The organism is Novosphingobium sp. RL4 (assembly GCF_035658495.1).
Taxonomy (GTDB): domain Bacteria; phylum Pseudomonadota; class Alphaproteobacteria; order Sphingomonadales; family Sphingomonadaceae; genus Novosphingobium.
In genome coordinates, this window is the sequence record NZ_CP141945.1 from 429,711 (window position 1) to 447,703 (window position 17,993).

Annotated in this window: 16 protein-coding genes; 12 read left to right on the forward strand and 4 right to left on the reverse strand. The window is 64.4% G+C overall.

Features of this window, described 5'->3' with window-relative positions; all coding sequences use genetic code 11:
* Positions 1–33 precede the first annotated feature (33 nt).
* Positions 34–1,380 carry an ATP-binding protein gene (locus tag U9J33_RS19150; RefSeq protein ID WP_185999830.1) on the reverse strand — a complete coding sequence of 449 codons (1,347 nt, stop codon included), beginning with the start codon at positions 1,378–1,380 and terminating at the stop codon, positions 34–36.
* On the reverse strand, positions 1,380–2,060 hold the full coding sequence (locus tag U9J33_RS19155; RefSeq protein ID WP_054436018.1) for a response regulator transcription factor: 681 nt from the start codon (positions 2,058–2,060) through the stop codon (positions 1,380–1,382). Before U9J33_RS19155 ends, U9J33_RS19150 begins: the two co-directional genes overlap by 1 nt.
* A gap of 182 nt (positions 2,061–2,242) precedes the next feature.
* Between U9J33_RS19155 and U9J33_RS19160 the strand changes: the two genes are divergently transcribed.
* From U9J33_RS19160 to U9J33_RS19175, 4 genes are all read left to right on the forward strand, one after another.
* Complete coding sequence (locus tag U9J33_RS19160; RefSeq protein ID WP_324699711.1) at positions 2,243–2,893, forward strand: hypothetical protein; 651 nt, start codon at positions 2,243–2,245, stop codon at positions 2,891–2,893.
* Positions 2,894–2,996: 103 nt separating this feature from the next.
* Entirely contained in the window at positions 2,997–4,226 is a 1,230-nt protein-coding gene (locus U9J33_RS19165) for a glycosyltransferase family 4 protein (protein WP_185999831.1), read from the forward strand.
* A gap of 70 nt (positions 4,227–4,296) precedes the next feature.
* Entirely contained in the window at positions 4,297–4,983 is a 687-nt protein-coding gene (locus tag U9J33_RS19170) for a DedA family protein (protein ID WP_054436006.1), read from the forward strand.
* Positions 4,984–5,056: 73 nt separating this feature from the next.
* Positions 5,057–5,581: a DUF3598 domain-containing protein gene (locus U9J33_RS19175; protein ID WP_185999832.1), complete on the forward strand. Its 525-nt coding sequence runs from the start codon at positions 5,057–5,059 to the stop codon at positions 5,579–5,581.
* Between the two features lie 47 nt (positions 5,582–5,628).
* Here the strand turns inward: U9J33_RS19175 and U9J33_RS19180 are convergent, their stop codons facing one another.
* Entirely contained in the window at positions 5,629–5,922 is a 294-nt protein-coding gene (locus tag U9J33_RS19180; RefSeq protein WP_054436004.1) for a DUF1330 domain-containing protein, read from the reverse strand.
* A gap of 164 nt (positions 5,923–6,086) precedes the next feature.
* Between U9J33_RS19180 and U9J33_RS19185 the strand changes: the two genes are divergently transcribed.
* The 8 genes from U9J33_RS19185 to U9J33_RS19220 all read left to right on the forward strand — a co-directional run bounded on the left by U9J33_RS19185 (position 6,087) and on the right by U9J33_RS19220 (position 16,379).
* Positions 6,087–7,355 (forward strand): MFS transporter, encoded by a 1,269-nt coding sequence (locus tag U9J33_RS19185; protein ID WP_292636561.1) that lies wholly within the window; start codon positions 6,087–6,089, stop codon positions 7,353–7,355.
* A 93-nt stretch (positions 7,356–7,448) separates the two neighbouring features.
* The gene (locus U9J33_RS19190) at positions 7,449–9,671 is read left to right on the forward strand and encodes a TonB-dependent receptor (protein WP_185999834.1); all 2,223 of its coding nucleotides are present in this window, start codon (positions 7,449–7,451) and stop codon (positions 9,669–9,671) included.
* A 111-nt stretch (positions 9,672–9,782) separates the two neighbouring features.
* On the forward strand, positions 9,783–10,463 hold the full coding sequence (locus tag U9J33_RS19195; protein ID WP_324699712.1) for an isochorismatase family protein: 681 nt from the start codon (positions 9,783–9,785) through the stop codon (positions 10,461–10,463).
* The gene (locus U9J33_RS19200; RefSeq protein WP_054436001.1) at positions 10,463–11,353 is read left to right on the forward strand and encodes a polysaccharide deacetylase family protein; all 891 of its coding nucleotides are present in this window, start codon (positions 10,463–10,465) and stop codon (positions 11,351–11,353) included. Before U9J33_RS19195 ends, U9J33_RS19200 begins: the two co-directional genes overlap by 1 nt.
* The gene (locus tag U9J33_RS19205; protein ID WP_324699713.1) at positions 11,350–12,264 is read left to right on the forward strand and encodes a polysaccharide deacetylase family protein; all 915 of its coding nucleotides are present in this window, start codon (positions 11,350–11,352) and stop codon (positions 12,262–12,264) included. Before U9J33_RS19200 ends, U9J33_RS19205 begins: the two co-directional genes overlap by 4 nt.
* Positions 12,261–13,274, forward strand: a complete 1,014-nt coding sequence (locus tag U9J33_RS19210) for a zinc-dependent alcohol dehydrogenase family protein (protein WP_054435999.1) — start codon at positions 12,261–12,263, stop codon at positions 13,272–13,274. Before U9J33_RS19205 ends, U9J33_RS19210 begins: the two co-directional genes overlap by 4 nt.
* 208 nt (positions 13,275–13,482) lie before the next feature.
* Positions 13,483–15,717: a TonB-dependent hemoglobin/transferrin/lactoferrin family receptor gene (locus U9J33_RS19215; protein WP_324699714.1), complete on the forward strand. Its 2,235-nt coding sequence runs from the start codon at positions 13,483–13,485 to the stop codon at positions 15,715–15,717.
* Between the two features lie 62 nt (positions 15,718–15,779).
* Positions 15,780–16,379, forward strand: coding sequence for a biliverdin-producing heme oxygenase (locus U9J33_RS19220; protein WP_324699715.1), 600 nt, complete (start codon positions 15,780–15,782; stop codon positions 16,377–16,379).
* 61 nt (positions 16,380–16,440) lie between these two features.
* On the opposite strand, the gene U9J33_RS19225 is transcribed toward U9J33_RS19220, so the two are convergent.
* Positions 16,441–17,988 carry a hypothetical protein gene (locus tag U9J33_RS19225; RefSeq protein ID WP_324699716.1) on the reverse strand — a complete coding sequence of 516 codons (1,548 nt, stop codon included), beginning with the start codon at positions 17,986–17,988 and terminating at the stop codon, positions 16,441–16,443.
* Positions 17,989–17,993 lie beyond the last annotated feature (5 nt).

The window sequence follows — 17,993 nt, forward strand, 5'->3', positions numbered from 1 at the left end:
CCGATACGGGTGGTCAACACGCCGCATGAGGGGCTAGATTTCCTCGGCGTTCTGCCCGGCCGGACAGAAGCGAAGCCGAAAAACCGCGCCGTTAGGGCTATTCGCCCAGACAACCAGTTCGCCGCCGACCTTGGCCATCAGTTCATCGGCAATCGCCAGACCGAGCCCGGAACTGCGGGTCAGGTCTCGCCGGGCCGAAGCGAAGCGATCGAACAGGCGGCGATCGTCCGCAGGCAGGCCCGAACCGGTATCCGCCACGAGAATTTCCGGTGCCGGGCCCACGGTCACGGCGACATGCGTACCGGGCGGCGTATGCTTCATCGCGTTTTCCAGCAGGGAATCGAGCGCCCGCCCCGCCAGGTGCTGCGAGGCGAAAGCCCACACCGAACCTTCGCCGAGAATCTCGATCTCCTGATTCTTCGCGATCAGGAGGGGCGCTATCGCCGCTACCCGGTCTTCGGCCACCGCACGCAGATCGACCGCATCGGCCGGATCGCACGCCATGGCATCCACTTCGGCAACGAGCAGCAGACGCTCGACGATTTCCTCCACCACGTCGATCTGGCGGAGCATCCTCGGCAATCCTCCCGAGGTGATCTCCTGTTCCACCAGAAGCCGGAGTATGGCGAGCGGCGTGCGCAATTCGTGCGCGGCATCCGCCGCGAAGTTCCGCTCTATGCGATAGGCGTCTTCCACCCGGTCAAGCGCCGCATTGAAGGCGCGCAGCAGCGGCAGCACCTCGGCCGGCATGCCATCGATATCCACGCGCTGCTGCAATTGATAGGGAGAGACCCGCTCGACCTCGCGCGAGGCCCGTTTGACGGGCAGCAGCGACTGCCGCACGATATAGGCCTCCAGCGCCAGGAGCCCGACCAGGAACAGCGCGAGAAGACCGGCCCCGGCCAGGAGGACCTGGGTTCGCAGATCATCGAAGATGACATCAGGATGATCGAGATTCTGGACGATGACGAGCCAGGTTCCAGATTCGCCCGCAAGCGGAACGCTCATCCCCGAATAGATCTTGGAGCCGCGCACCCGCTTGAAATAGACCACTCCGGCGCGCGTCGGCACGATCAGCGAAGGATTGGACCGCAAGTTCTCGATGGCGACCTGACGGTCGTGATCGATGATCCAGAAGCTGAAACTGCTGCCGCCGCCCCGAAGCGCCGATGCCGCTTCGTCGGAAATGCTCCAGCCCCTTTCGCTGCGATGAAGCCCGGTCTGCATCTTGTCGGCATATTCGTCGAGGATCTGGCGTTGCAGCCGATCGCTGGTGCTGTTGAACAGCATCATCGCGCCGAAGGCCACCAATCCTGCGGTCACCAGCGTGGCCGCGGCATGAAGGAGCAGGATGCGCCGCAGGATCGAGTGAGTATGCATCAGTGCTCCGGCGAAGCCCGCAACAGATAGCCGAGGCCGCGCACCGTCACGATTTCGGCGCCGGCGTCCAGCGATTGAAGCCGCTTGCGCAAACGGTGCACGCTGACTTCGGCGGCGTTCGAGGAAAATTCATCGCCGAGCCCGAAGAACGCGGATTCGATCTGGGTCTTGCGCACCACCTTGTCGCGGTGCCGCATCAGGAGATCCAGCAACTGGATCTCGCGCGGGGCCAGGACGATGGCGTGTTCATCGACGCTCACGGTCTGGGACGAGACATCGTAGCGCAAGCGGCCGCACGCGATTTCCACGCCGTTCTCCCCCGTGGCGCGCCGCAGCAGCGCCGCCACGCGAGCGACCAGTTCCTCCGCCGCGAAGGGCTTCGGAAGATAGTCGTCAGCGCCCGCATTCAGTCCGGCAACCCGATCCGCTATCGAAGAGCGCGCTGTCAGGACCAGCACCGGCAGGAAATGCCCCGCCGCGCGCAGGCTCCTCAGCAAGGCGATCCCGTCCTGGTCCGGCAACCCGAGATCGAGCAGCAGGGCCGCGTGATGGCCCGCCTCGACGAGCAGCCGCGCGTCTTCCGCGGTGGAAACGATGTCGTTGACGAAGCCCGCCTCGCGCAGGCGGGTGCCGATCAGTTCGGCCAGATCAGGATTATCCTCGACGATCAGCAGTCGCATGAACGGCTCCAGTAAGGTCGCGGTAAGTTGGACCATGCTGCGGGCAGCCGGACATTGCCATGGTTATCTGTCATGTCGTCCATATCGCGGCGACGAGGCCATGGCGCAACAGGAGTGTCCGATCGATGCGCCCGGCCCTTATTGTTCTCGCGGCGATTTCCTTTCTGCAGACGGCACCGGCAATGGCTCAGAACTATCCCGAGATAGCGGAGCCGATGGTGTTCGACATGGTCCGCCCGCTCGGTGCACGCGCGGGCGAGCTTGAAGTCAACACCCTGGCCCAGACCCGCCTGTCCGGCCCCGACCGCGCGGTCGAATGGGCGCCGGAAATCGAACTTGCGGTGGCCGACGGGCTGGCGGTCGAACTGGAACTGCCATTCGAGGATGGCCATATCACAGATTACAAGCTCGGCCTGCAGGGCACATTCGGCGCGCTCGATGGCGGAAAGGGCGTGCACGGCGTCCAGTACCTGGGTCTCTACAATCGGGAAAGCGGCCGCTGGGAAAGCAGCCTGCTTTATCTCGTCGGCTACCGCTTCAACGCACGCTGGAGCATGATGGCCATGGCCGGCGCGGGCGACGTCACTTTTGCCAAAGGTGGCCGAAGCAGGGCGCTGCTCAACCATTCCACGTTCTACGACGCATCGCCTGCCACGACCCTGGGTATCGAATTCAACCTCCAGAGCGGCGCCGGGCGCCAATTGCTCATCATGCCGCAGCTTCATCAGGACATCGCGCCTCGCCTTTCGATGCAGGCGGGGATAGGCGCGGCGCACCAGCGCGAACTGGGGTGGAGGCCCCAGGCGGGCTTGCGCGTCATCCGGGAACTCTGAGGCAAATAGTCCGCCCTTGTAAGGTTGCCGTAAGCAAAGGTCGCGCAGGGCCCGAACAAACCTCGGCAACGGCAGCCGAAACATCGAAAAATATCAGGAAGTGATGCCGCATATCGATCCAGCGCCGAGATCACATCGATCCGGCCAGTCCCGCCAGCGGCCCCGCGTCGCTCTTTTCTCGGGCAACTACAACTACGTTCGCGATGGCGCGAACCAGGCGCTCAACCGTCTCGTCGGCTATCTCGAACGGCGTGGTTGCTCGGTCATGGTCTATTCGCCCACTTCGCCGACGCCCGCCTTCGCGCCCGAAGGAACGCTTGTCCCGGTGCCGTCGATCCGGATACCGGGGCGCGAAGACTATCGCCTTGGCCTGGGCATGCCACGGCGCATCCGCGCGCACCTTTCCGCCTTCGCGCCGGATATCATACATGTGTCGGCGCCGGACTGGACCGGGACCACCGCCCAGAATTTCGCCCGTGACGCGGGCATTCCGGTGGTATCCAGCCTGCACACGCGCTTCGAAAAGTATGCCGCTTTCTACGGCGCGAAGCTGCTGCGGCCCGCGATGGAACGCCACCTTTCCCGCTTCTATCGCCGCAGCGACCGCATCCTCGTACCCACGCCGGCCATCGCCGCCGAGTTCGGCGAGGCCGGTCTCGGCGAACGGACGCGCATCTGGGGGCGAGGCGTCGATCGCAGCCAGTTCACCCCTCACGCCCGCGACATGGCCTTGCGGCGCAAGCTCGGGATCGCGGACGGCGAGGTCGCCATTCTCCACTTCGGCCGTCTCGTTCGCGAGAAGGGGCTCGCCGAATATGTCGCACTGTGCGAGCGGCTGATACGCGAAGGCCTGCCGATCCGGCCGCTCGTGGTCGGCGGCGGCCCGGAGCGATCATGGATGGAGCAGAAGCTGCCGCAAGCCCGGTTCGCCGGCCACCTCATGGGACCGGAACTCGGACGGGCAGTGGCCAGCGCCGATATCTTCCTCAATCCCAGCACGACCGAAGCCTTCGGCAACGTGACGCTGGAAGCCATGGCATCTGGCGTGCCCACCGTCTGCATCGACGTGCCCAGCGGGCGCAACCTGCTTCAGGGAGGCTCGGGCATCCTCTTCCCCCAGGGCGACATGGAGGCGGCATTGCACGGGCTGCGCGAATTGACCCGCAACGCAAGAGCCCGGGCTGCCATGGGCGCCCATGCCCGCAATGCCAGCGCCACTTACGACTGGGACGGCGCATCGTATCAGGTGCTCGAATGCTACATGGACGTGCTGGGCCGAAGTTTGGAGCCGTGGGACGGACGCGGCGATGCCGCGATCCCCTTCGCGGCATGACCTCCCCCGGAATGCCCGTTTTCGGCATTGGCCGGCCGCTCCCAGTCTCACGCGTGATCCGGCACGGCACATGGAAGGCCTGATCGATCAGGCCAGCCAGTTCGTCTCCGCCCACGGCATGTGGGCAGGCCCTGTCGTGGGCATTCTGTGCTTCGGCGAATCCCTTGCGATCGTGGGTCTGTTCGTCCCGGCAACCGCCGTCATGCTGGCGATCGGCGGCCTGATCGGCGCCGACGCGCTGGACGCATGGCCGATCTTCATCTGGGCCGTGGCCGGATCGATCCTGGGGGACTGGGTTTCCTACGGCCTGGGTAACAGGATAGGCCCCCGCATCTATCGGCGCTGGCCGCTCAACCGGCATCGCCCCGCGGTGGCCCGCACCCGGTTGTTCTTCCGCAAGTTCGGTTTCGCTGCGGTCTTCATGGGCCGTTTTCTCGGCCCGATCCGCGCGACGGTTCCCCTTGTGGCCGGCGTGCTGGCCATGCCCGGCCGCCCGTTCCAGATCGCCAACATCGCTTCGGCCACCTTGTGGGTGCCGCTGATGTTCGCGCCGGGCTACCTTGCGGCAGGCACTTTCGGATCGCAGTGGTCTATCGATGAAGGGCATCTCATGCTCGGCGCCCTCCTGCTGGCGGGATGCGCGCTGACCGCGACGTTCCTGGGTTCGCGGCTGCTGGGCCGCGCCAGAAAGAGAGGCCGCGCCCGCGCCCGGCTCGAAGGCGGCAACGCCCCCTGCCGCTGTCCGCAGGACGGATAGCAACGCCTCCCCTTCGGGCAATCCGCACGATCATGGCGCAACCTCCCGGCCGGTAAGCTGAAAAGGAGGTTTCATGACGACACTCATCAACACGCCCGGCGTGCGCGAGGCGATGCCGCTGCTGGCATCCAACGAAGGCGTCTGGGAAGGCTGGTATCGCTATTACGACGCCAAGACCGGCGAATTGACCGACCAGCACCGCTCGCGCCTGATCTGCCGCCTGTTCGAGAAGGACGGCGTGGATCACTACCACCAGACGAACCATTATTTCTGGGATGACGGCCGCGTGGAAGTCCGCGATTTCCCGGCAGTCTACAAGGATGGCCGGATCTGGTGGGACAACGATCTCATCAAGGGCTGGGCAGCGGCCATGCAGCCGGACGACTTCAACCGTTCGACCTGCCTCAACTGGACCCGCCACAACGAGCCCGGCATCTATCTCTACGAGATGATCCAGAACAACGACGAGCGCACCCATCGCGCCCGCACCTGGCAGTGGTTCCGCGAAGGCAAATGCTACCAGCGCACCCTGATCGACGAGGTCTTCGTGACCCGCGACTGGCAGAACTGGTCCAACGACGGCGCGCCCGACATCTGACGGGCGACCGCGCCCCTGCCGGCTCCCGACCGGCAGGGGCGTTCACGTCATGCGCCGACGAGCGTGACGGAGATTTCCGCCAGTCCCTCGCGCAGTTTCTTGGCGGCGGTGTATTCGGGCGAGTTCCAGAATGCGAGCGCGGCGTCGCGATCGGGCCATTCCGAAACCACCACCGAGCCGCCGTCCCGGCCCTCGCCCTCAAGCACGGTGCCGCCGGGCGCGCGCACGACGTAAGTTCCTCCATAATTGACCAGCGCCTCGGCAGCGGCCTGGGCATAGCCGCAGGACATGAAAGCCTCGCGGTCCTTGAGGTGGGCGGTAACGACGAGCCAGGCGGCCATTATATCTACTCCTGCTGGATTGTTCGCGAACAGTCCTTCGATCCCGCGCCCTCCGGCCAGCCCGCACCGCGCGCTATCCGCTGTGCGGATGCAATGGCACCCGTGCTGGGAATGCAGAGCCAGACGCGGTTCCCTCCAGACTGAAGAACTTCATGGAGGCAGACTTGCAGGCAGACAGGATCGAACAGGCCGCTTTCCCCGATCCGGCCGGAGCATCCGCCGACGGCGAATTCGCGCGCGGCTGGACGATCCTGCTGGCATCGCTGATCGGGATCGGCAGCGGCCTCGTATCGCTGCCTTTCTACACCTTCGGAATTTTCGCCCCTCACCTCGCGCAGGAATTCGGATGGTCGATGGGCCAGATCATGGGCGGATTGACGATCACCACGCTGGCCCTGCTGGTGGCCGCCCCCATCGCCGGGCTGCTGTGCGAGCGCTTTGGCGCCAGGACGGTTTCGGCCGCCTCTCTTGCCCTGTTCGGCTTGTCCTACATCTCGCTCGCCACGCTGGGAGGCTCGCTCACGCAGTACTATGTCACCTGGGGCGTCGCCGCGGCCGTCGGCGCGGGCAGCCTGCCGATCACGTTCACCCGCACCGTGAACCGCTGGTTCGACCGTCATCGCGGGCTGGCACTGGGCATCGCCATGATGGGCACGGGCCTGTTCGGCATCGCCTGCAAGCCCGTACTCGCCTGGGTGATCGGCGATTACGGCTGGCGGACCGGCTACGCCGTGCTGGGCGCGCTTCCGCTACTGGTCGCCACGCCGATCACGCTGCTGCTGTTCCGTGATCCTTCCCCCGCCGACCTGCAGGACACCGGAAACACTGACCCGATCACGCCGATTTCAGGATATTCCCGAGGCGAGGCGCTGCGCCAGTGGCGGTTCTGGCTGATCGCGCTGCTGCTGGTTCCGCTGTCGTTCGCGCTGGCCGGAACCCCGCCCAACCTGGAATCCATCCTGAGCGACAAGGGCCTCGACGCCGCAACGATCGTGAGGCTGACCCCGCTGATCGGCCTTGCATCGATCACCGGACGGCTGGTGGGCGGCTTCCTGCTCGACCGTTTCTGGGCGCCCGCCGTCGCCTTCGTGATCCTGAGCGTGCCTGTGGCTTCCTGCCTCATCCTTTCGGGAGGGCATGTCGCCCCTGCCACCGCCGGCTTCGCCATTTTCCTGATCGGCTTTGCGCTGGGCGTGGAGTTCGATGTCGTGGCCTATCTGACGGCACGATATTTCGGGATGAGATCCTACGCCGCGATCTACGGCCTGTTCTACGTCTGCTTCACGATCGGCGCCGGTTTCGCGCCGCTCGTGTTCGGGATGATTCGCGATGCCGCGCACGATTTCACCCCTGCCCTCATCGCTTGCGCCATCATCCTCCCGATCAGCGCCGCCGGCTTCCTGTTTCTCGGCCGATATCCGCGGTTTAGCTGAATCCGGAAATACTGCGTCAATTATTTGACATATTGATATATCATTATAACAATATCATTCGGCGAATGGTCGCCATTCCATGAGGGAATCGCCATGACCGATTACCGACTGCTCCTTTCCACGATACTCATGCCGCTCAGCCTCGCCTCCGTTCAGGCCGAGGCTCAGGCGCAGGAAGCACCCGCAGAAACCGGCGCGAAGACCGGCGGGCTCGAAGAAATCGTCGTTACCACGCAGCGCCGCCAGGAAAAGCTGCAGGACGTGCCGGTAACGGTCACCGCCTTCAACGAAGCCATGCTGGAACGACTCAATGTCCAGGATGCCATCTCCACATCTAAGTTCGTGCCGGGCATGGTTTCGCAGCACAATGCGGGCCTCGCCTCGGCGAATGCCTATTACTTGCGCGGCCTGGGCAACAGCCAGTCCACCCCGACCTTCGACGCGCCGGTCACCACTTATGTCGACGACGTCTATGTCGCCCGCCAGAACGCCAACAACTACGCCTTCTTCGATACCGAGCGCGTGGAAGTCATGCGCGGTCCGCAGGGAACGCTGTTCGGGCGCAACACCACCGGCGGCGCCATCAACGTCATCATGCGCAAGCCTTCCGACACCGCCGGCATGAAGATGGAAATGAGCGCGGGCTCCTATGAACGGTACACCGTCAAGGCAACCGCCGACCTGCCCCTGACCGACGGGATCCTGACCAAGCTGTCGGGCTATGTCGTGCAGGACCGGGGCTATCTGAAGAACATCACCACGGGCGACTGGTTCAACGGCGAGAGCAGCTACGGCCTGCGCGGCGATGTCCGGCTTTTGCCGACCGACCGGCTCACCATCGATCTTGCCGCCGAATATACCCGCAACTCCGGCACATATGCGGGCCTGCGCAGCGTCGCCGGAGAAAACCCCTACGTGCCCGCCGCCACCACCCGCCCGGTCTTCTACGAAACCGCCTCGGGGCTGCCGACCACGCGCTGCAACGGCAACAACGCGCAGAACCTGCTCTCCACCGGAGCGGGCAACTGCAACCTGTCCGAGAACGTCGCACTCAGCGCCAACGTCAATTACGACCTTGAAGGCAGTTCGCTGACCTGGATCTTCGGTTACCGCCACCTCGATCAGGGCTACATCAACGAATATAGCGCCAACGCGGTGAACAAGTACGCCGGCTACATCATCACCGACAACGGCACGCACGAGCAGTGGTCGAGCGAGCTGAAGTACAATGCCGATCTCTTCGGCGACCGCGTTCACCTCGTCACCGGCCTGTTCTATCTCAATGAGAAATCGGACGATCGCCAGACCAGCTTTTCCGGCGGGACCACGGCGTTCAATCTCGTTCAGGACCAGCATCTCCTGCCCAAGACCGAAACCGGCGCGGTCTATGCGCAGGCAGACTTCGACCTGACCCGGCAGTTGACCCTGACCGCAGGCGGGCGCTACACGATCGAGACCAAGCAGGTCGGCTATCTCGCCTCGGACGAATTCCCGGGCTTTGGATACGACAGCGCCGCAGTGGCCGCTTACGGCATTCCGCTGAAGCGGACATTCCGCAAGTTCACCCCGCGCGTGGCGCTCAACTACAAGATCAACCCGGACGTCATGGTCTTCGCTTCCGCCACCAACGGCTTCAAGTCCGGCGGCTGGAACGGCGGTTCGGCCGCGCCGTACAATGCGGTGATGTTCGATCCCGAGAAGACGTGGTCGTTCGAAGGCGGGGTGAAGTCCGAACTGTTCGGCCGCAAGTTGCGCTTCAACGCCACCGGCTATTACGCCAAGACCAGGGACCTCCAGGTCACTGCCGCCGTCACCAGCCCGATCACCGGCGTGATATCGCAGCTTCCCTTCAATGCCGGCACTTTCGAAGCCTACGGCATCGAGATCGAAAGCACTGCGAAGTTCGGCAATTTCAGCCTCTTCGCCAATCCTTCGCTGATGCACGGCGAATATACCTACATCGTGCCGACATCGACCACGCTCACCACCGCCTACAAGCCCGTGCGCGTGCCGACCTTCCAGTTCAGCGGCGGCGCGGCCTATGACCAGCCGGTGGAAGCACTGGACGGCTCGCTGGGTGCTTCCGTGACCTGGCGCCATAACTCGCCCTACTGGGTGGCGGTGCTGAACACCACGACCACGCAGACCGAGGACTACGTGGACGCCGCTGTCAGCTACACGACCATGGACGAGAAGATGAAGATCGCCTTCGAGGTCTCCAACCTGACCGACCAGAAAACGGTTACCGCGAACTTCCTCTCGCTCTTCCCGGGCGATCCGCGCCGCTACACGGTGCGCGTGAAGTTCCAGATCTGACCCCAGGCCGCGCGGTGTCCGCAGGTCGGACAGCCCTGTTCTCCCAGCGGACACCGCGCGGCTGGCGCGCTCCTATCGCGGGGCGCCCTTTTCCTGAACGAGGTATATTCCATGAGCATCGTCGGCACCCGGATGGTCAGCGACGGCAAGACCGCGCGGCAGATATTCGAAGAAGTCATGGCGAACCCCGCCCGCACGAAGTTCGGCTTCGGAGAGAAGCTGGCGATCGTGAATGTCGATTTCCAGAACGCCTACACCCGGATCGACGAATTCAAGACCGCGTATGAGACCGATCCGCGCCAGATCGAATATACCAACACGATCTCCGCGCTTGCCCGCGCCAAGGGCATGCCCGTGATCTGGACCCACGTCGCCTATGCCGAGGATGCCAGCGACGCCGGCGTCTGGGGCACGCGCACGGATACGCCGGATTCGCTCCAGAACATCAGGTACGAAAGCCGCCGCCATGCGTTCGACGAGCGCTGCGAGATCGATCCGGCCGACATGGTCTATACCAAGCGCATGCCCTCGGCGTTCTTCGAGACACCGCTGCAAAGCCTGCTCGTCTGGCACAAGGTCGATACGGTGGTGATCACCGGCGGCTCCACTTCGGGCTGCATCCGCGCCACGGCGGTGGACAGTCTCAGCAGGGGCTATCGCACCATCGTTCCCGTGGAGACCTGTGCCGACAAGCACGAGAGCTATCACTTCGCCAATCTCACCGACCTCCAGCTCAAATATGCGGATGTGGAGCCGGTGCAGACGGTGATCGACTGGCTGGAGGCGCGCTGATGCAGGAGGGACAGGCCGATCCCGGCCTTTACGACTTCAAGCCCTATCGCGATCGCGCGCCATTCTCATGGCCCGGCGAAAAGAAGGTCGCCGTCTGGGTTTCGCCCAATCTCGAATATTACGAGATAGACCCTCCGGCGAACCCGCACCGCAAGTCATGGGCGAAACCGCATCCCGACGTCGTGGGCTACGCACACCGCGACCATGCCAACCGCGTCGGGCATTGGCGCATGGCCGAGGTCATGAGCAAGCACGGCTTCCCGGGCTCCGTCAGCCTTTCGGTAGCGCTGTGCCAGCATCATCCCGAAGTGGTGGCGGACGCGAACGCGCGCGGCTGGGAGTTCTTCAGCCACGGCATCTACAACACCCGCTACTCCTACGGCATGGACGAAGCGCAAGAGCGCGCGATCATCGAGGATTCGATCCGCACCGTGCGCGAGGCCACCGGCCAGACGATCCGCGGCTGGCTCGCCCCGGCGCTCACCCATACGCCGCGCACGCTGGATCTGATCGCCGAATACGGGCTCGACTATACCTGCGATCTCTATCACGACGACCAGCCCCAGCCCGTCAACACCGCTAGCGGCGACCTTATCTCGATGCCCTACAGCCTCGAAGTCAACGACCACTACGGCTTCTTCATCTACAACATGAGCCCGCGCGAATATGCGCAAACGCTGATCCGGCAATATGAGCGCCTTGCCGACGAACCGTCCGGCACGGTCATGTGCATCCCGCTCCATTCCTACCTGATCGGCCAGCCCCACCGCATTGGCGCCTTCGAGGAAGTCCTGCGCCACATCGCCGCGGACGGCCGCGCCTGGATCACCCGCTCCGGCGACATCGCCGACGCGTGGAGAGCCGCTCATGCCCGGGAGTCCATCGCATGACCCTCGACCCCAGCTATATCGAATATCCGAAGCGCCGCCTCGGCTACGACCACGATCTCTATGCTTTCAGCACCCTGCCCAGCCGCAAGCCGCTGGCCTGGCCGGACGGCAAAAGCGTGGCGGCCTGGATCGTCGTCAGCCTCGAATGGTTCCCGATCACGCCGGGCGACACGCCGTTCCGGGCGCCCGGACACATGCAGACCGCCTATCCGGACTATCGCCACTACACCGCGCGAGAATATGGCACGCGGGTGGGGTTCTACCGCCTGCTCGACGCTTTCGCCAAGGCGGGCGTGAAAGCCTCGATCGCGGCCAACGGCGCGATTGCGCAGCGCTATCCCTCGATCATCCGTGACGTGGTGGATGCCGGGCACGAGATCATTGCCCATTCCACCGACATGAACGGCACCATCGCCTCTTCCCTGCCGGTGGACGCCGAGCGCGCGCTCATCCATGACAGCATCGCCGCGCTGTCGGACGTGGCAGGTGCGGCTCCGCGCGGCTGGCATTCGATCGCGCGCTCGCAAAGCTTCGCCACGCCCGATCTGCTGATGGAAGCCGGGATCGAATACTGCTGCGACTGGGCCAACGACGAAGTGCCGTGGACTTTCACCAATGGCCTGGTGAACCTGCCGCTCAACCACGAACTCTCGGACCGGCAGATCCTCAACGTCCAGCAGCAATCGGTGGACAGCTACGCCACGCAAATCCTCGACGCGCACGACTGGTTGAGCGCGGAGGCGCAAACGCAGGGCGCCCGGCTGCTGCCGCTCCACCTCACCCCCTACATCATCGGCCTGCCTTACCGCATGGACGCTTTCGAGCGCCTGCTGGCGGACCTCGCCGCGCGCCCTCAGACATGGTTCGCGCGCGGATCCGACATTCTCGACAGCTTCAGGAGCCAGATGTGAAAGCCTATCAACTCGGCGCGCAGGACGGTCTGTCCTCGCTTACCCCGGTTACCCGCCCCGATCCCGTGGCCGGGCCCGGCGAAGCGGTACTCAAGGTCCGCTACGTCTCGCTCAACAATCGCGACCTCCAGATTCTCGAAGGCCGATACGGCGCAAGGAAGCCGGAAGAACGGGTGCCCTTCTCCGAAGGCATCGGCGAAGTCGTCGCGCTGGGCGAAGGCGCCAGCGGGATCGCCGTGGGCGACCGCGCGGTGCTTTCGCACTTCATCGCCTGGCAGGACGGTCCGTTCGACATGCGCTACTTCGGATCGGACGTGGGCATCACCCAGGACGGCTGGATGGCCGAATACCTCAAGGTGCCCGCCTCGGCGCTGGTCCGCGTGCCTGACAGCCTGGCCGACGAACAGGCCGCGGCTCTTGCCGCCGCAACGTTGACGGCTTGGCATGCCGTGGTCGAAGTCGGCCAGGTCAAGGCCGGCGACATCGTGCTTGCACTGGGCACCGGCGGCGTCGCCATGGCCGCATTGCAGATCGCCAAGGCCAGCGGCGCCTTCGTCGCCATCACATCGTCAAGCGACGACAAGCTCGATCAGGCCCGCAAGGCCGGGGCCGACTTCACGGTGAACTACACCACGCATCCGGACTGGGCTGCCGAATTGATGAAGCAGACCGGCGGGCGCGGGGCCGATATCGTCGCTGAAACCGGCGGTCAACATACCCTGCCCCAGTCGATCAATGCCTGTGCGGTCAATGCCCGGATCGTCCTTGTGGGTGTGGGTGCGGCAGACGGACCGCTGCCGAATTACGGCGCGATCATCGGCAAGAACCTCACCATCAAGGGCATTGCCGCCGGCAGCCGCGGCATGCTGGTGCGCCTGCTTCGCGCCATGGAGGCCAATGCCTTTGCCCCGGTGGTGGACCGGGTGTTCGGCTTCGACGAAGCGCAGGCTGCCTGCGAATACCTCAAATCCGGCAATCACCTCGGCAAGGTGCTGATCCGCGTGACCTGACGCGGGCCTCTATCGTGCGGCAATCATGCCCGGCCACATCGATGGATGCGGCCGGGCATTTGCATTTTCCCGAGGCAATCCACGGAATTTTCCGGGCTTGTGAGCGCTTTTGTATCCCTGTGAAACTTTTCCTTTCCGGCGATTGAAATAAGGGAGAGACATCTGGCAGATAACGCTCCTGCGAATCATTAGCAGCAGGATGATATAAATGATTTCCCCTACCCGGCGGGCGCTCGTCCATGCCTTGAGACTGAATTCGGCCCTCGGCGCCGTGGCCGTGATCTGTACGGCGGGTCAGGCCTTCGCCGCCGATACGGCCGATACGGCGGCTGACCAGCCGGTCCAGCTCGGCTCGGTCCGCGTCGAGGACACCGCCATTATCGACCCCACGCCGATCAATGACCGCAGCGCCGCCGGCAAGCCCGAGGTTCTGACGACGACGACATCGGCGGAAACGCTGCGCCTGCGCATGGCCGACAATATCGCCGACTATGCCCGCCGCATCGACGCTGGCGTCAATTTCAACTCCAGCAATCTCAGCATCAATATCCGCGGGCTCGACGCGAACCGGGTGCTGACGACGGTGGACGGCATTCGCCTGCCCTGGCTCAACGACGGTGCGCGCGGTGTCGAAGGCGGCGTCGCCGCATTCGACTTCAACTCGCTGAGCGCCATCGACGTGGTCAAGAGCGGCGATTCCAGCTTCTTCGGACAGGGCGCCCTCGGCGGCGTCTTCGCGGTGCGAACGCTCGATCCCGAAGACCTGCTCTCGGGCGGCAAGAAGCAGGGCGCTTTGGGCAAGGCGACTTACGACAGCGCCAGTGACAGTGTCTACCTCAACCAGGCCGCCGCTTTCCGAACCGGCGACACGATGGTCCTGATCCAGGGCGGCTACCAGAACGGCGCCGAAACCGAGAACCGGGGCAATGTCTACGGCAGCGGCAGCACCCGCAGCGCGAAAAACCCCGCCGCCTACGATCAGGAAAACCTGCTGGTCAAAGTCCACCAGTATCTCGGAAACGGCCACCGCCTTGGCCTGAGCGGCGAAATCTTCAAGCGCAGCTATGACGAGAACACGCTCAGCAGCGTGAACTCGACCTACTCCGCCTATTCCACGCTCGAACAGAACAAGCGCAAGCGCATCGCCGGAACCTACGACTATCAGTCGGAAGGCGATGGGTTCATCCGCGAAGCCCACCTGATAGGGTACTGGCAGCGCCTCAACCTGCGCACTTATACGCAGGCCACCCGCCTGACCTCCCCGGCCGGCGCATACGACCGCGACAGCGACCTTCAGGACGAATCCTATGGCCTGAACGGCTCGGTCATCGCCGCCGCCACGACAGGCGCCGTCCAGCACGCCATCAGCCTCGGCGGCGAGGTTTACGCCACCAGCACCACCCAGTATGCCGCAGGCGTCGACAACTGCACGGCGGCCATCTACGCCTGCTCGTTCCTCCATGTGAACCAGTCGGACATGCCGGATGTGGACGGCATCGACCTTGGCCTGTTCGTGCAGGACCGCATGACCTTCGGCGCCTTCCACCTGACGCCCGGTCTCCGGTTCGACTGGTATCGCCGCAGCCCTCAGGAAACCGCGAGCTATACGGAAAACGCCGCTTACGAAGGGCTGCCCGCCCGATCCAGCGATTCCCGGTTCTCGCCGAAAATCCTTGCCGAATTCGACATTGCGTCCCGGCTGACGGCCTATGCCCAGTGGTCGCAGGCGTTCCGCGCGCCATCAGCCACTGAGCTATACCTGACATACGGCGGCACCGGCAGCTACGTCAGCATCGGCAATCCCGACCTCAAGCCGGAAACCAGCAACAGCTACGAGGTCGGCCTGAAGTTCGGCGATTCCGAACGCGGCGCGAAGATCAGCGTCTACGACAATTACTACCACAATTTCATCGACACGATCACCACCACCGCATCGGAAGCCGGCCTCAGCGGAAGCTATCCATTCGGGGTGTTCAAGTATGTGAACCGCGCGCACGTGCGGATCTACGGCGCCGAAGCCAGCGCGCAGTGGGCACTGTCCCCGCAGTGGCACGTCTGGGGCTCGATCGCCTATTCGCACGGCAAGGACACGGATGAGGATACCTACCTCAACTCCATTCCACCCCTGCGCGGCATCCTCGGGCTGGGTTACCGGCAGGTGCGCTTCGGTGCGGACCTGTCGGCAACGCTAGCCGCTGCGCGCGACAAGGTGGAAAACCCCTCCTCGACGCTCAACAAGACGCCGAGCTACGGCATCGTCGATTTCACGGGCTGGGTGAAGCCGGGACTGTTCGAGGGCCTGCGCCTGCAAGGCGGTGTGTACAACATCCTCGACAAGACCTATTACAACGCGCTGGATATCCCGGACAGTTCCACCGTGCCGCAATTATACTACAGCCAGCCCGGCCGGACGTACAAGCTCTCGATGATCCTGTCATTCTGACGGGCGGGCGATTTTCGCCCGGTTCCCGCCAAGCGCCTTTCCTGAAGAGACATTCCCCGACCATGGACACCACACTCCAAGCTCCGCCCGAAACAAGCCGCGCCAAGCGCCTGAAAGCCGCTACCGGCGAAGTCCACGACCGTCTCGACAAGCGGATCATGGCCGGCGAACCGTTCGCCAGCGTGGAGAACTATGCCCGCTTCCTGGCGGTGCAGTACCAGTTCCACCGCGACATCGACGCGCTCTACGCCAGCCCGGCGCTGGACGCCCTGCTGCCGGATCTGGAAGGACGCCGACGCCTGCAACGCATCGCCCAGGATATCGCGGACCTGGAGGTCGCTCTTCCCGCTGCCGATGGAGAGGCGCAGTTTGCCGATGGAACCTTCGACCTGCCCACTGCGCTGGGATGGCTCTATGTCGCGGAAGGCTCCAACCTCGGAGCGGCATTCCTCTTCAAGATGGCACGAGCGCTTGGCCTGGATGAAAACCACGGCGCCCGCCACCTCGCCGGACATCCGGACGGCCGGGCACAGCACTGGCGCGAATTCACCGGCGCGCTGGACGGCCTGGACCTTGACCGGGAGGAAGAGGTTCGCCTGATGGAAGGCGCCAAAGCGGCCTTCCGCCGTGTTCACGCCCTCGTCGAGCAAGCTTACGGTTGAGGCGAACGGCGCCGTTACGAACGGTTCGGCTTCGGACCCTCGTAACGGCGCTGTTTCCCGGTCAGCGCCGGATGAGTGACAGCAGTTTCGCCCCAGGACTGTCCCACGCCGGTGAGATTCCGCCGATATTCGCCGCAGAAAGCCTGTCCAGCATGGAAAGCGCGCGGGAGAACGTCTCCACCTGCTGATAGGCGAAATCGGCGTCGAGCCGTTCCAGGCCGCCACCCGGCAGTATCTGGCACAGGTAGTCGGGGCCGGGCACCAGCGAAATGGACGGTATCCCGCACTGGTAAAGGGTAGAACCCTCGCCAAGGAAGAGGTGACCCAGCCTCGGCGCCACGGTGAGGCTGCGCAGCTTTGTACGGCCTGACGTGGCCGCCCGGTAGACCTGCTCCATCACGGGGTTCGTGGTGTAGACGATTTCCCGTTCGAGCTTTCCGGTCGCCTCCGGCCGGGACGGTTCGCCGCGATCCTTCCACTCCATGCAGCCCAGATGTTCCAGCGTCAGCCCCGCAACGGCACGTGCATGTCCCGGGCCGCCATCCCACAGTTCGGGATGGGCCTTCAGCCAGGCGGAAGTCGCCTGCCCGTGGCCTTCAACGATCTGCGGAATCTGGAAATGGCCGGTGGCGAAGACAAGGACGATCGATCGCTGGCGATCCTGCCGCCCCGCATGGGCCTGTGCCAGCGCGAGAAGGCCGGCAGGACCGTTCTCCTCACAGGCGTTGGGGCCATCGGTGTGCGTGTTGACGATGATCGTCTCATGCGGGTTGCGCCCCGGCAGGACCGTGTGCAGCGTTTCCGTTTCAGCGTCTTCCAGTTCCGCTTCCAGAATGAGGGTCGCGGAACTCCCCGCTCTCGCTGCTGCCTTCAGCCGCGCGCGCTGGCCCGCGCCGACCCACAGGGCCGGACAGTCCGCATAGGGCGTGGTGAACGGCAGCACCTGATCGCTTGCCAGTTCCTCCGAAAGCCCCTCGAACAGGCAGATCACCCCGCGCACGCCGGCTTCGCGCGCTCTTGGCAGAAACGTGTTGGTCAAGGGGCCGAGAACCGGAACGACTTCGCCGTTGGCCAGATCGGCGCTGCCCTCGGGCAGGCTCGCCTTGCGCTCGAACAGCATGAGCGTGGTGAGCGTGGTCAGGTCCAGCCGGCCGACAGGCACGACCGCGATCTTGCCTCTTGCCGCCGAAAAGTCCTTTGGCGCCTTGTCGAACCACACGAGATCCCCGGTCACGCCGCCGGTTTCGGTCATGCCCGAATAGGGATAGGGCGCGGCCACGGGAATACGGCTGCCGTCCGCCAGCGTGAGGCTGGCATGGCCCGGCGTCCAGCGGCGAATGCGGTGGGTCTGCCGGTGTACCTCCAGCCCGAGGCTTGCCAGTTCATCGGCGATGTAATCAATGCAGAGGCCATGGGCCGGGCTCGCGGTCAGCCGGGGGCCGAAGGCGTTGAGGCTTTCGATCCAGGTCCACAGCTTGTCCCGCGGCGGCAGCCGCGGCGTGCTTTCCAATGGTGCCAACGGCGTTTCACGGCGCGGACGCACCAGCGCCAGACCGCCCAGCACCGCTGCCCCCATCGCACTGCCCCAAAGTATCGCCCGGCGTCGCATCGATC

What these genes read in the sequence shown, in the direction of transcription:
- U9J33_RS19150 (WP_185999830.1), bottom strand. Translation starts at nt 1,380, where the DNA reads ATGCATACTCACTCGATCCTGCGGCGCATCCTGCTCCTTCATGCCGCG.
- U9J33_RS19155 (WP_054436018.1), bottom strand. Translation starts at nt 2,060, where the DNA reads ATGCGACTGCTGATCGTCGAGGATAATCCTGATCTGGCCGAACTGATC.
- U9J33_RS19160 (WP_324699711.1), top strand. Translation starts at nt 2,243, where the DNA reads ATGGCTCAGAACTATCCCGAGATAGCGGAGCCGATGGTGTTCGACATG.
- U9J33_RS19165 (WP_185999831.1), top strand. Translation starts at nt 2,997, where the DNA reads ATGCCGCATATCGATCCAGCGCCGAGATCACATCGATCCGGCCAGTCC.
- U9J33_RS19170 (WP_054436006.1), top strand. Translation starts at nt 4,297, where the DNA reads ATGGAAGGCCTGATCGATCAGGCCAGCCAGTTCGTCTCCGCCCACGGC.
- U9J33_RS19175 (WP_185999832.1), top strand. Translation starts at nt 5,057, where the DNA reads ATGACGACACTCATCAACACGCCCGGCGTGCGCGAGGCGATGCCGCTG.
- U9J33_RS19180 (WP_054436004.1), bottom strand. Translation starts at nt 5,922, where the DNA reads ATGGCCGCCTGGCTCGTCGTTACCGCCCACCTCAAGGACCGCGAGGCT.
- U9J33_RS19190 (WP_185999834.1), top strand. Translation starts at nt 7,449, where the DNA reads ATGACCGATTACCGACTGCTCCTTTCCACGATACTCATGCCGCTCAGC.
- U9J33_RS19195 (WP_324699712.1), top strand. Translation starts at nt 9,783, where the DNA reads ATGAGCATCGTCGGCACCCGGATGGTCAGCGACGGCAAGACCGCGCGG.
- U9J33_RS19200 (WP_054436001.1), top strand. Translation starts at nt 10,463, where the DNA reads ATGCAGGAGGGACAGGCCGATCCCGGCCTTTACGACTTCAAGCCCTAT.
- U9J33_RS19205 (WP_324699713.1), top strand. Translation starts at nt 11,350, where the DNA reads ATGACCCTCGACCCCAGCTATATCGAATATCCGAAGCGCCGCCTCGGC.
- U9J33_RS19215 (WP_324699714.1), top strand. Translation starts at nt 13,483, where the DNA reads ATGATTTCCCCTACCCGGCGGGCGCTCGTCCATGCCTTGAGACTGAAT.
- U9J33_RS19220 (WP_324699715.1), top strand. Translation starts at nt 15,780, where the DNA reads ATGGACACCACACTCCAAGCTCCGCCCGAAACAAGCCGCGCCAAGCGC.
- U9J33_RS19225 (WP_324699716.1), bottom strand. Translation starts at nt 17,988, where the DNA reads ATGCGACGCCGGGCGATACTTTGGGGCAGTGCGATGGGGGCAGCGGTG.